Consider the following 13,640-nt stretch of genomic DNA (forward strand, 5'->3'; position numbering starts at 1 on the left):
GTGTGCCTTGGCAGTCTCAGCCCACAAGCGTCTTAGAAGTGCTTATCGTAGTTTAAGAACCAATAGCGATTGGTTATTTACTTATCAAGAATATGGGCATTTAGACCTACCAAATACTACTAATTCTCTCGAAGGGTTATTCAGTGAGCTCAAGCGACAATTACACAGTCATCATGGGCTAAATGAGTATCGTAAGTTACGGTTTATTAAAGACTTTTTAGAGTCAAAGACACTCAAATAGCATGAATTATGTCCATTAGCGACTACCTTCTAATTTCTAGCATGAATTTTGTCCATTACACCTAATAATATTAGAACCAGAATTTGACCCCCGCAGTCAAACTACTGCTATCAACCGATTCATCTTCTTGACGTCGTTGACCACGAGCCTTGCCAAGCGCTGTCTCATAACTAACACCCACATAAGGAGCTAGCTGGCGACTGAACGTCTCATAAGTCAGCCTGACCTCAGCTTCCATCTCATTAAAGCCTTTGGTAATACCATTATCATGGTCATCTTTACTAAAGGCAGTTAATCCCACCTCTGGTATGACTACCCAATGCTGATCTAAACGCCATTCATACTCTGCGCCTAAATCAAGGCGAAGTTGACCATCGGTATATAAGTAGGCTCTCGCATCTGTTTCGATAAAATACGGTGCGGTACCGACAATACCTGCCATAAGGGCAGCGTTATCGTTTTCAGTATCGTAAGCGACACCAGCTTCACCATTCCAGAAAATGCTCAGTGGTTTCCAATAAGCAAGCGAGCTCAAGCTATCGATTTCTTTATCATCTTTAGTCTGAGCACTACCTTCCGTGCGTAGCCTTATACGATTACTATCAGTACCATACCAACCCGTCGCCTCGAAGTTAATTTGATCCTCATCAAACTGATAGCCCAAGTCGTCTACTGATACTCCCCATAATGGCATGCTGCCCATCATCATTGGCTTACCATACTGCCCGTAGGGAACACCATTTGAATAGTCTGGACTGCGAGCATCGGCTGGTGGTTGCCCGCCTTGCATCCCAGACATATCCATACTGCCATGATCCATGCCCGACATATCCATGCCGCTGTGATCCATATCAGACATATCGCCTGACATATCCATGCCGCTATGATCCATACCAGACATATCGCCTGACATGTCCATGCCACTATGATCCATATCAGACATATCGCCTGACATATCCATGCCGCTGTGATCCATACCAGACATATCGCCCGACATATCCATACCGCTGTGATCCATATCAGACATATCGCCCGACATATCCATGCCGCTGTGATCCATATCTGACATATCCATACCGCTGTGATCCATATCAGACATATCGCCTGACATATCCATGCCACTGTGATCCATACCAGACATATCAGCAGCCGTTGCAAACGATGAGGTGAGCAAGACTAGCGATGACAAACCAATGAATGGCAGATTTTTCTTAGATACTTTCATAATAAGCCTCATATTCGAAGGTTTGTTAAACGACGGCAACTTCTCTGAACATACCGGCTTCCATGTGATAAAGAAGGTGACAATGCCATGCCCATCGTCCAACTTCACCCGTCACATCGAAGCTAATCTTTTGCGCTGGCTGCACCACAATCGTGTGTTTACGTACCTGAAAGTCTCCAGATGGGGTGCGCAAGTCGCTCCACATACCATGCAGGTGCATAGGGTGATTCATCATGGTGTCATTGACTAAGGTAATGCGTACACGCTCGTTAGGTTTAATATTAACAGGCGTTGCATCCTTGAACATCACTCCATCTAAGGCCCAAATATAGCGCTCCATGTTACCCGTTAAATGTAGCTCGATCTCTCTAGTAGGTTTGCGCTGCTCTGCCAATACTTGCTCATCCACGGAGCGTAATTGGTCATAAGTCAAAACCTTTCTATTAATATCACGCAGGTTAATACCAGGATCATCGAGGTTCATACGTGGACTGTCGACGCGCATATCAGATTTAAAGTCGTACTCGGTCTTAGCGTGCTTTGCTTTGTAGCCTTTATCACCCATCGCACCCATCATATCAGCCATGGTCAGCCATTCGATCTTATCCATAGCAGGTATTGCAGCACGAGCGCCTTTCTTGGTTGCAAGCGTGGTCGCGACATAGCCCGAACGATCAATGTTTTGAGCAAATATGGTATGTGCATCTTTGGTCGGCGTGACGATGACATCATAAGTCTCAGCCACCCCAATACGGAAATCATCAATCGCAACGGGCGCGACATCATTGCCATCCGTTGAGACGACGGTCATTTTCAGACCCGGTATACGCACATCGAAGATGGTTTGCGCTGAGCCATTGATAAAGCGCAGTTTGACGGGCTGTCCCGCTTTCACTAGCTGTGTCCAATTGGCGGCGGTGGTTTTACCATTCATAAGGTAGGTAAAGGTTTTTTCACCAGACAGATCGGTAAAATCTGTCGGCATCATGCGCATCTTATTCCACATTTTGCGCTTGTCGTGAGCGGCTTCTAGATCTGTTGCTGCGATATCAGACAATAGTTTTTTAAAATCTGGCAAGTGGTAGTTATCAAAGTCAGCACGCTGCTTTAATAGCTTTAGCAAGTTATGCGGATCGCGGTGTGTCCAATCACTCAATAAAATCACGTGATCTTCGGCGACTGGATGGCGTTCGCGGCCTTTAGGCTCAATGACGATAGCCCCGCGCATTCCAGTTTGCTCTTGAAAGCCAGTATGGGAGTGATACCAATATGTACCCGATTGAATCAGTTTGAATTTATAGGTAAAGGTACTGTTCGCAGGAATACCATCAAAGCTGATACCTGGCACACCATCCATCTCAAATGGGACGAGCAAGCCATGCCAGTGAATAGAGGTCGACTCATTCATCTGGTTATGGACACGGATGGTCACGGTATCGCCTTCTTGCATCTTTAGCGTTGGCGCTGGCAGTGAGTCATTGATGAGGGTTGCCATACTCGACTTGCCATTGACAGTAACGGGCTTTTTGCTGACATACAGGTCAAACTCATTACCGGTTAGGATAGGTACGATATGGTCAGATTTATCACTGTTGACGGCTACGTTTTGTTGACCTTTACCGAGCGCACTATTGGCAATAGATGGCAGTGTGGATAGCATGGATGCCCCTAATAGAGTAGAGGACCCTGTCAAAAAACGCCTGCGGTTAAGCATATTCTTGTTCATAATTATTTACCTAACTTAATCCATGAAATGGGAGTTGAGTCTATATATTTATCAGTCAAGCTTATGTCTGCGACAGCCCATTAGTAGAGCTGGATAAGCTATTTAAACGTCACTCAAACTATAATTGCTGCTGCGGTGATTCAATGGTTGCATAAATGGCTGTTGAGCCATCTTTGTTAAGTTGCATCACTTTATACGGCATAAATTTATCTTGATATTCCATACCAGGGCTACCAACTGGCATGCCAGGTACGGCAAGACCAATCGCATCACTTGGTGGGTTTTTTAGGAACTGCGCCATATATTTGGCAGGGACATGACCTTCAAATACGTAGCCGTCAGTAGTGACGGCGGTATGACAAGAGCGCATCTGCTGCGGTACGCTGTAACGCTCTTTAAACAAAGACAAATCTTCAACGTTCTGTGCGGTTGCATTTAGGCCATGACCTTCGGCATAACCGACCCATTCTTTACAGCAGCCACAATTGGCATCTTTATAGACGGTGGCTGAGATATTTTTTAGGATAGTTGGCTGGGTGTCTGAATGAGCACTGACAGGCATTATTTCCGCTTTTGGTTGCTCTGTTTGCGCGGTTTGCGTAGCGGTCGTTGGCTCAGTCGCTGGTGTTGAGTCAGCAGCAGCGTTAGGTTGACTACAAGCCGCTAATAATAGTGAAGATGTCATCATCACTAAAAGAACACGACCAGATGACCGGTTGTGTTCACTAGAAAATATATTGGTATAGCGTCTCATAAAATCACTCCTGAGCGTCTGTTTGTCTATTGAATATTCTAAAAATGTAGGCAATACCACTGAGTAAAATAGTCATGGCGACATTCAAATCGCAAAAGGCAGCACTATTTAGCACTGCATTTTTTACGAATAATCAATGTTGCATGCCGGATCCATCACCAGACATATCCATCTCACCATCAAATGACATATCTAACATATCATCGTCTATCCTAGTCGTTAACATGGTGTACTGGGCCTCATTTAATTCAGGTAACGATCTGATAAAAGCGACCATTGCCCACATTCTATCGTCATCGTGCGAAGCGCCCCATGCTGGCATACCTGATGCCATAATGCCGTGTTTGATGGCCCAAAAAGCTTGCTGAGCACCGGCATCGGTCTTATAGCGTTCAACCAATTCAGTATTGGTAAAGCTGGGCGGCTTTGGATATAAACTGGCGCTAAAATCAGTGCTTTCTACCCCAGGAGACAAGTGACAACCTGCACACATATCTTTGTAATCGGCACCGCCCGAGCTGATCATTTCTGTCTTTTCTAAGTTGGGAACCGTAATGTCCTTACTAGCATTCGCTATTGAACGCGTGCGGGCAGTCTCTAAAAAATTGTAAACCAGTGGACTATGGGCTTGATCAGCGCCGATATTTATCACACCACTAGTCACTACAATAAAAACACCCACAATCGCGACAAAGACGGTAAAAAGTATTCCTAGTAAAAACTTCATAGGTTTGTCCTAAAAATCCATTTTCGTTAACACTCAATTACTGCTCGATAAAATGATCTAACAGTAATATTGAATTTCTACGAGCAATGCCTAAGAGTCGCTTTTACTAGTAACACAGTGCTTTTGATACATCGCTTTCATTTTGCTCATGTTGGTCATCATGGCTTTCATAGCAGGATCGTTCATATCCATTTTGCTATGATCCATTTTGCCCATCATATCCATGTGTTTTTCCATCTTTTCGCAGTTCATCTGATCTTTCTGCGCATGCATTTTTGGGTCATGCGCCAAAGCTGACGTTGAAACGACCAAGGCTATAGCAGTGGCTACGATTGATTTAGATAGTGATATTGATTTGAATAATGACATGGTAAATCCTTATTTGATTTGGTATAAAGTCAAAAAATATTTGGGATGTTAAGTTATTTTAAAGCATACTTCATTGATTCTGACAGAGAGATGACAGCAAGATTACAATATTGTCATCTTGCTGTTTTTAGTTTTTAATGTTGTCATCAATCCTTTAGTATAACATCAGAGCCAATGTTACTTATCGCTACCATATTTGTTGATGAAGTATTTTTCAGACTGTAGATGTTGATCTTTGTGTTCAATCTCACAAGCCACTCTCGCATCGATATAACTTTTCATTTGTGAATTTGAGAGCTGAGCATCGTTGTGATCCAAGTTTTTTGCAAATTCAGTAACCGCATCACAGTTATTGATGATGGAAGTACTTAGCTCGGTAGTGTGCGCATTAGCCGCAGTAATACCAATAAGTACAGAAGCCGATAGCAGTACTGCTTTTTTGAATGAACCATATGTTTTCATGTAAAACCTCTTTTGTAAGTTATTAGATATGCAAGTTGTTAGATATTTGAATTGATTACCTGTGAAAATAATTCATAGTCGCTAGGTATGAGCAACTATGTTTCATTCATACAGATTAGCAAAAGAAGACTGACAATCTGATTACGAACAGATGACATCTTTGTCAGCTACCAGTCAATTTTGTCATCTGTGCTGGTTAAAACATTAAATAATTATAATCGTACTGAGGAATTATCATGAAAGTACTGCTGGTAGAAGACGAGTTGAAGCTTGGCGAGTACATAAAAAAAGGCTTAACGGAAGCTGGGTTTATTGTGGATCATCACATAACAGGTTTAGATGGCTATCATGCATTGATGACGGAAGAATTTAGCGTGATACTGATGGATGTCATGCTACCTGATGTTAGTGGCTTTGAGCTGGTGCGCAATTACCGAGCGGCAGGTAAGCGTACTCCCGTGCTGTTTTTGACGGCAAAAGATGACTTAAGTGACAAGATAAAAGGGATTGAAATTGGGGGCGATGATTATTTAACCAAGCCTTTTGCGTTTGCAGAATTGATCGTCAGAATAAAGAGTCTATTACGACGCGCCAATCAATCCGATTATCAAAGTACGATTATGCAAATAGCGGATCTCAAGATGGACATTGCCAAGCGCACGGTACATAGAGGCGGCAAGCCTATTAAGCTCACGGCAAAAGAGTTTTCCTTACTACAGTTTTTATTAGAGCGCCGAGGTGAAGTGCTACCACGCACTGTGATCGCCTCCCAAGTATGGGATGTGAATTTTGAAAATGATACCAATGTGATTGATGTGGCGATAAGGCGTCTTCGCATAAAAATAGATGATGAGCATGAGGCAAAGCTGATTCATACTGTGCGTGGTATGGGGTACCGACTGGAGGCTGTCGATACAGTGCTTGATAATAATCCGTCTCACGAAGCTGGCAATATCTAATATGAAACACAGGTTGGACAATCGACGCTTGCCACTATTGTGGCGTACTGTGTTGCTGCTCACGATATTTGTCGTTATGTCACAGATTATTATTTATATTTGGGTACAGCACTCTGTTAAGGGCCATTTTGAACAAATGGATGCTGAGATTATGACTCATGCCGCGTTTAACTTACGTAAGCAAGTGGCAGAGCCTAACAGCCATATAACCTCTCAAATGCTAACAAATTCTCAAGGTCTATTAAATAACCAGCCACCGTTAAGCTTGTCATCTGATACAACATCATTTTCTGCAGAAGCATCAGAGGAGGCTGGTCATCTACATTCTTCTTGGCTAGATTACGATCTAAAAACGGTCATTGCTAACAAAGAGGGACAGATACTGTCTAGTACCCCCAACAACTTTACTCAAGAGCTAGGGGAAGCGTTTAATCTGTTGTCACTGCGACAAGATAACGATAAGCAACAGTTTGTGATGAGTATTAACAGCAGATACTATCGAGCGATGGTCATTGAAGACGACAAAATGCTCGCGCTTATCGCGTTACCTATAGATGTACATCATCAGTATTTATTACAGTTCAATCGCCAGCTGAGCTTGATACTTACTGCCATCACATTATTACTCGTCTCAATCGCCGCATTGAGTGTGTATTGGGGTTTTGCGCCTTTGGCCACTATCGTACAAAAAATGCAAGGCATAAACCTCCAAAGGTTAGACGAAAGAGTTGGGGTTGACGATATGCCGTTAGAACTGCGGCCACTAGCAGAGTCTTATAATTCGATGATGGTCAAGCTTGAAAGCAACTTTGAATCTTTGTCACGATTTTCAGACAATATCGCTCATGAGCTGCGTACCCCAATAGCGACGCTGAGTACACAAACGCAGGTCATGCTAACTAAGCCAAGAGAAGGCGACGAATACATTGAGCAACTGCATCATCAACATGACACGTTAGAGCAGCTGTCAGCCATGATAAACAATATGTTGCTGCTGGCAAAAACTCAGAAAGGATTGAGTGACTCGCAAATTAGTCACGTAGATACGGACAGCTTAATCACCAAGCTCGTTGATTACTATGAAATGATTGCAGAGGATCGAGGGATAACTTTTGAAAAATTAGGCGAATTTAAGACAGTATTAGGTGATGAAGGTTTATTGCAACGGTTATTTGCTAATCTCATGTCAAATGCAATTTATTATGCCGCTAGTGACAGTATTATCACAATATCAGCTACCATTATTACCTCAGGCAGCACCCTTGATACGGCAAAAGAAGAGGCTCTATCCTCAAAACAATCTTTATTAATAACAGTGACCAATCGCTTAGACAAGATGCTCAATCAGAGTGAAGCTGATAAATTGTTTGAGCGATTCTATCGTCATGATAAAACCAGTCATCAGCACTCAGGCACAGGATTGGGATTGTCTATCGTTCAGGCTATCGCTAATGCGCATAAAGGCAAGGTTGGCATCACGATTAAGGATGACTATTATTTTCAAGTCAGTGTAGAATTATTGACTGAGGGTTGAGGTCTATTGAGCATTCAAATATTAGGACTGCTGATTTTAGCATCAGCCTTTCAGGGCAGGGCTATTTTTTGCCAATACATGGCGAAATTGTCTAACCTAGAATGACTAGGCGTCAAAAATTTCACTGCGTATTGTCTAAAAAATAACCACTGCCAGTACCACATTTGAATGCTCAACAGACCTTAATCTAAACCTTAGATAGTTGAGCATATAAATTTGATCTGAATAGATAACCTTTATCAGCCAACGACTTGAAAAGAAATTTACTATGACCAAGTAAATGCATATCTACCATTTTTCTTATATTTCACCATATGTTTTAAAACACAACTATTTTAAAACACAACTATAAAAAACAATTAAGGATCCATTATGCATATCACAGAGAATTTTGACGCAGGAAATATTGACGTTATCAATGTAGAAGACAAAAACGACATTCAATTAGCCATTCGTCCAGACGTTGGCGAAGAGTTTTTTCAATGGTTTAACTTTCGCCTATCTGGCGAGGTTGGAGAGCAGTATGTTCTCAATATTATGAATGCAGGGGAAGCGTCCTATCTGGAAGGATGGGAGGATTACCAAGCGGTTGCTTCTTATGATCGTCAGCATTGGTTTCGTCTGCCAACGGCTTATAAAGATGGCAAATTAACCATCGTGGCAGAGTTAGAATGCGAAACCATGCAAATTGCTTATTTTGCGCCTTACAGCTATGAGCGTCACCAAGATTTATTGGCGGCCGTGCAGATGCACCCGTTAGTAACTTTGGAGCATCTAGGCGAAACGCTTGATAAGCGCGATTTAACTTTGGTTAAGATTGGCGATGGTGCTGCCCCCAAGCGCAATATATGGATTACTGCCCGTCAGCATCCAGGTGAAACGATGGCTGAATGGCTCATCGAGGGCTTATTGTATAGCTTGCTAGATAGCGATAACGCGACCGCAAAACAGTTATTAGACAAAGCCAACTTTTATATTGTGCCCAATATGAACCCCGATGGCAGTGTACGTGGTCACTTGCGTACTAATGCTGTCGGAACCAACCTAAATCGTGAATGGCAAAGTCCAAGCTTAGACAAAAGCCCTGAGGTATTTCATGTGATTAATAAAATGGAAGCGACAGGCGTCGATCTATTTTATGATGTGCATGGCGATGAAGCATTGCCATACGTATTCCTTGCTGGGTCACAAGGGACACCAAGTTATAGTGACCGTCTCGCACAGCTACGCGATAGATTTTCAGACGTATTAAAATTAGCCAGTGCCGATTTTCAGTCCGAATTTGGCTATGAAATTGATGCACCGAGTGCTGCCAATATGACCGTTGCCACCAATTGGGTAGCAGAGCGTTTTGATTGCCTTGCTAATACGTTAGAGATGCCATTTAAAGACAACAATAATCTGCCTGACGAAGAGATGGGTTGGTCACCAGAGCGTTCTATCAAATTAGGGGAAGCCTCACTAATTGCAATGCTTGCTGTCGTCGATGATTTACGGTAGTTAGTGATTCAATAGGAGAGAGAAAATAATAGATGTCCCAATGATAGTATCCCAATTACAGCCAGTAATGCTCTTGCACATACGTCACACACAGATCATAAAAAGCTTGAGCGGGCGGAGAGATAGATTTATTAGCGAGTTTAAAAATTCCGATCTGTCGGTTCAAGGATGGGTCAACTAAATCTATCCAAACCAATTCGGGCTCATTAGCAGGGAAGGCAAGCTTAGGTAAAGTAGTGATACCAAGATCATTACGCAATAAAGAAAATAGCGATGTGATGTTTTCTACTGTATATCTTGCTCTGCGATTGAGCGCTTCGGCTGGTGTGTTTTCGAGCAATCTGCAAGTACCGTTATAAATAAATGGCTGCGACATAAGTTGCTGCCATGTTAGCCCTTGGGACTGATTTAACTCGTTGTTCAGCGCATTGCTTTTAAGACAGACCACGCCAATCGGATCTGATATGAGCAGGGTGAAGTCTATATTCGTTTGATCAATACTGGTGCAATTGCCCAATGCCAAATCTATCTCACCTGCCAACAATCGATTGGCCACACCAACAGAATTGTCATCTATCAATACAATCTCAATATCAGGATACTTTTTTGAGTATTCGACCAATACGCTAGGTAATAGCTTGGTCACTAGCGACGGCACGCTTGCAATCCTAATTTTACCTTTATCACCAGATGCGGATGCTTTTAAGTCATCTTCTAGCGCTTGATAAATGGTAAGGAATTGCTCAATTTTTGGTAAGCAGGTTTCACCAAATGGCGTCAGTATCGCTTTGTTTCCCACTTCAAATAAACGCTGCCCTAAGGTTTTTTCCAATTCCTTTATCGAGGCTGACAAAGCAGCTTGCGAACGGTTGGCGCGATCAGCCGCCGCACGAAACCCTCCTTCTTCCACGACAAATAAGAAATGACGCAATTGCTGTAGCTTCATATTCAAACCATCCAAGACTATTCTCTAATAATTTATCTTAAATGATAGATTAAATCTATCAAAATTCAAATTTAATTAGTTAGATTTATCGTTATGAATTGAGTAGGATAAGTCATATAGCAATCGCTGCCCAACCATAGATCAAAGGACATGACGACATGAAGACTCACTCAACCAAACAAGCCATAAAAACCTCACTTTATGCGTCTAAAGCCCCTTTAGAATGGGCAATCACTAGCAATGGCACGTTGTACACCGCGCAGATTCCTATCGATGAAAATGGTGATGTGGTTGCAGGTGGTATCGAAGCGCAAACTCGCCAAACGCTAGACAATCTTAAGCACACATTAGAATGTGCCAATGTTGGCATGGATTCGGTACTACAGGTACTCATCTACGTAACCGATCGAGCATATCTAAAAACGGTCAATCAAGTGTATGCCGAATACTTTGAAGCACCATATCCTAATCGTGCGGCACTGGTGATCGCAGGACTGGCACGAGAGGAGATGCTGGTTGAGCTGGTTGTATATGCCGCTGTGCCTTAAAACTAATTCTAATATTCCATTTTTTAATACTTTATCAAGGAAGCTCTTATGTCAGCTCACACCGCCCAACAGATATTACAGCAAGACCCAACCAAATCACTTTACATCAACGGTGAATGGCAGGCAGGCGTAAATACCATTGCCAATATTAACCCATCTGATATCACTGACACTATCGGTGAGTTCGCCCAAGCCAGTGGCGATCAAGTCAAAGACGCCATTGCGGCGGCGCGTCAAGCCCAGCCAAAGTGGGAAGCGACTCCTTTAGAAAAGAAACAGTCTATCCTACAGGCGATCGGCGATGAGATGATTGCTCGCTGTGATGAGTTAGGTACGCTGTTGTCTCTTGAAGAAGGTAAGCCATTCGCAGAGGGTCGCGGTGAGATTTATCGTGCAGGTCAGTTCTTCCATTACTATGCGGCGGAAGTATTGCGTCAAATGGGTGATACGGCTGATTCAGTGCGCCCTGGGGTTAAAGTCGAAGTCACCCGTGAAGCAGTCGGAGTGGTCGCGATTATCTCACCTTGGAACTTTCCAACGGCCACCGCTGTGTGGAAAATCGCCCCAGCACTAGCGTTTGGTAACAGCGTCATTTGGAAGCCTGCCAATTTAACACCTGCCAGCGCAGTGGCATTGGCTGAAATTATCCACCGTCAGGGCTTACCTGAAGGTACGTTTAACTTGCTATTGGGTGGCGGTTCGTCAGTTGGTGATGCGCTCATCAATTCTACAGATATCGATGCGGTGAGCTTTACGGGTTCTGTACCAACGGGTCGCAAAGTTGCGGCTGCTACAGCACCAAACTTTATTCGTTGTCAGCTTGAGATGGGCAGTAAAAACGCCTTGGTCATCGCTGACGATGCTGATCTGCAAGTTGCTATTGATGCAGCAGTGGCTGGTGCGTTTGGCGGTTCGGGTCAGAAATGTACGGCTTCTTCACGCCTGATCGTGATGGACGGTATCCACGATGAATTTGTGGACGGTGTGATTGCCAAAATGAAAACCTTAAAGGTTGGCCATGCGCTTGAAGACGGTATCTTTATGGGGCCTGTCGTTGATGATAAGCAGCTGGCATCAAACATGGACTGGATCGAAAAAGCCAAGCAGTCTGGTGCCAATTTAGCGTTTGGCGGTGAGCGGTTAGAAATGCCACATGACGGCTATTACATGTCGCCGACGTTGTTTACTGAGACGGATAACAGCTGGGATATTAACCAAGAAGAGGTTTTTGCACCGCTAGCATGTGTCTTGCGTGTCAAAAACCTAGAAGAAGCGATTGCCATGACTAATGACACGCGATTTGGTCTGACGGGCGGCATCATCACTCAAAGCTTGCGTAGCAGTGCGATGTTCAAAGAGCAAGTACAAGCAGGCTGCGTCATGGTCAATCTAGCAACTGCAGGTACGGATTATCACGTACCATTTGGTGGTCGTAAACAGTCAAGCTTTGGCCCGCGTGAGCAAGGTCAATATGCCAAAGAGTTCTATACCATCGTCAAGACCGCTTATCAAAAAGCGTATTAGACACCTTTTTGACAAGCATGCTAGCCGCTATCGAAGCGACACAGTGTAAAAAAGCACTTAATAGCAAATGATAGCGGTCACTTATAAAAGTATTAAAAGGAATTGATATGTACCAAGATCATATCGTCATTGACGGATTACAGTATAGCCATTGGGATCGTGACTATTTTAAGATGCTGCAAGCCAGTGGTATCAATGCGGTACATGCCACCTTGGTCTATCACGAAGATGCCCGTCAGACCATGACCCGCTTTAGCGAGTGGCACACACGCTTTGAGCAAAATTCAGATCTTATATTACCCGTGTACTCAGTGGCTGATATCAAAATGGCAAAAGAGCAGGGCAAAGTTGGCATATTCTTTGGCGCGCAGAACTGCTCACCAATCGATGATGAAATTGGTTTGATTAGCGTGATGCGCCGCTTAGGCCTATTGATTATGCAGCTGACTTATAACAACCAGAGCTTACTGGCGACGGGTTGTTATGAGCAGAATGATAGCGGTATTACCCGTTTTGGTCAGCAAGCCATCGCTGAGATGAATCGTGTCGGTATGATTATTGACATGTCACACAGCGCTGAGCGTTCAACGCTTGAGGCGATAGAAGTGTCATCGCGTCCGATATGTATCAGCCATGCCAATCCGACCACGGCTCATGAGGCCCTGCGTAATAAATCGGACACAGTCATCAGCGCCTTGACCCAAGCAGGCGGGTTGTTAGGTTTCAGCTTATATCCGTTCCATTTGCCAAATGGTAGCGCATGTACGCTTAATGACTTCTGTACCATGATTGCCAATTGCGCTGATAAATATGGCGTAGAGCATCTAGCGATTGGTAGTGATCTATGTCTCAATCAGCCACAAGCCGTGCTTGAGTGGATGCGTAATGGTCGCTGGTCAAAAGCGATGGATTATGGTGAAGGCAATGCCAATAATTCAGGTTGGCCAGATACTTTGTCATGGTTCGCTGGTAAAGACGGTATGGAAAATATCTATAACGGTCTGCTAAAGCACGGTTTTAATGAAAGCGATGCTGGAAAAGTCATCGGTCAAAACTGGTTTGGTTTTTTAGAGCAAGGATTAAAGCCTTTGGCTTAACTAGCTATTTAAAGAGTCATTTTAATCA

At 43.5% G+C, this 13,640-nt stretch carries 13 protein-coding genes; 6 read left to right on the forward strand and 7 right to left on the reverse strand.

Annotated elements, in window-relative coordinates:
• Nucleotides 1–311 precede the first annotated feature (311 nt).
• From RH96_RS11105 to RH96_RS11130, 6 genes are all read right to left on the reverse strand, one after another.
• A complete protein-coding gene (locus RH96_RS11105; protein WP_010200940.1) occupies nt 312–1,466 on the reverse strand; it encodes a copper resistance protein B in 1,155 nt (384 codons plus the stop codon).
• Nucleotides 1,467–1,491: 25 nt separating this feature from the next.
• Entirely contained in the window at nt 1,492–3,192 is a 1,701-nt protein-coding gene (locus RH96_RS11110; protein WP_026037309.1) for a copper resistance system multicopper oxidase, read from the reverse strand.
• Between the two features lie 118 nt (nt 3,193–3,310).
• Complete coding sequence (locus RH96_RS11115; protein ID WP_010200942.1) at nt 3,311–3,946, reverse strand: DUF411 domain-containing protein; 636 nt, start codon at nt 3,944–3,946, stop codon at nt 3,311–3,313.
• Nucleotides 3,947–4,079: 133 nt separating this feature from the next.
• Entirely contained in the window at nt 4,080–4,673 is a 594-nt protein-coding gene (locus RH96_RS11120; RefSeq protein ID WP_010200943.1) for a c-type cytochrome, read from the reverse strand.
• 90 nt (nt 4,674–4,763) lie between these two features.
• On the reverse strand, nt 4,764–5,042 hold the full coding sequence (locus RH96_RS11125; protein WP_010200944.1) for a hypothetical protein: 279 nt from the start codon (nt 5,040–5,042) through the stop codon (nt 4,764–4,766).
• 177 nt (nt 5,043–5,219) lie between these two features.
• The gene (locus tag RH96_RS11130; protein ID WP_010200946.1) at nt 5,220–5,504 is read right to left on the reverse strand and encodes a hypothetical protein; all 285 of its coding nucleotides are present in this window, start codon (nt 5,502–5,504) and stop codon (nt 5,220–5,222) included.
• Nucleotides 5,505–5,740: 236 nt separating this feature from the next.
• On the opposite strand from RH96_RS11130, the gene RH96_RS11135 reads away from it, so the two are divergent.
• The 3 genes from RH96_RS11135 to RH96_RS11145 all read left to right on the forward strand — a co-directional run bounded on the left by RH96_RS11135 (nt 5,741) and on the right by RH96_RS11145 (nt 9,497).
• On the forward strand, nt 5,741–6,463 hold the full coding sequence (locus tag RH96_RS11135) for a heavy metal response regulator transcription factor (RefSeq protein ID WP_010200948.1): 723 nt from the start codon (nt 5,741–5,743) through the stop codon (nt 6,461–6,463).
• A 1-nt stretch (nt 6,464) separates the two neighbouring features.
• The gene (locus RH96_RS11140) at nt 6,465–7,997 is read left to right on the forward strand and encodes an ATP-binding protein (RefSeq protein WP_026037310.1); all 1,533 of its coding nucleotides are present in this window, start codon (nt 6,465–6,467) and stop codon (nt 7,995–7,997) included.
• Between the two features lie 372 nt (nt 7,998–8,369).
• Nucleotides 8,370–9,497 carry a M14-type cytosolic carboxypeptidase gene (locus RH96_RS11145; protein WP_010200952.1) on the forward strand — a complete coding sequence of 376 codons (1,128 nt, stop codon included), beginning with the start codon at nt 8,370–8,372 and terminating at the stop codon, nt 9,495–9,497.
• 55 nt (nt 9,498–9,552) lie between these two features.
• Here the strand turns inward: RH96_RS11145 and RH96_RS11150 are convergent, their stop codons facing one another.
• The gene (locus RH96_RS11150) at nt 9,553–10,443 is read right to left on the reverse strand and encodes a LysR family transcriptional regulator (RefSeq protein WP_010200954.1); all 891 of its coding nucleotides are present in this window, start codon (nt 10,441–10,443) and stop codon (nt 9,553–9,555) included.
• Between the two features lie 158 nt (nt 10,444–10,601).
• Between RH96_RS11150 and RH96_RS11155 the strand changes: the two genes are divergently transcribed.
• From RH96_RS11155 to RH96_RS11165, 3 genes are all read left to right on the forward strand, one after another.
• Nucleotides 10,602–10,991, forward strand: coding sequence for a RidA family protein (locus RH96_RS11155; RefSeq protein ID WP_010200956.1), 390 nt, complete (start codon nt 10,602–10,604; stop codon nt 10,989–10,991).
• 48 nt (nt 10,992–11,039) lie between these two features.
• Entirely contained in the window at nt 11,040–12,515 is a 1,476-nt protein-coding gene (locus RH96_RS11160) for an aldehyde dehydrogenase family protein (protein ID WP_010200958.1), read from the forward strand.
• Nucleotides 12,516–12,622: 107 nt separating this feature from the next.
• Entirely contained in the window at nt 12,623–13,612 is a 990-nt protein-coding gene (locus tag RH96_RS11165) for a membrane dipeptidase (protein WP_010200960.1), read from the forward strand.
• Nucleotides 13,613–13,640 lie beyond the last annotated feature (28 nt).

Source organism: Psychrobacter sp. PAMC 21119, from assembly GCF_000247495.1.
Lineage (GTDB): Bacteria > Pseudomonadota > Gammaproteobacteria > Pseudomonadales > Moraxellaceae > Psychrobacter > Psychrobacter glaciei.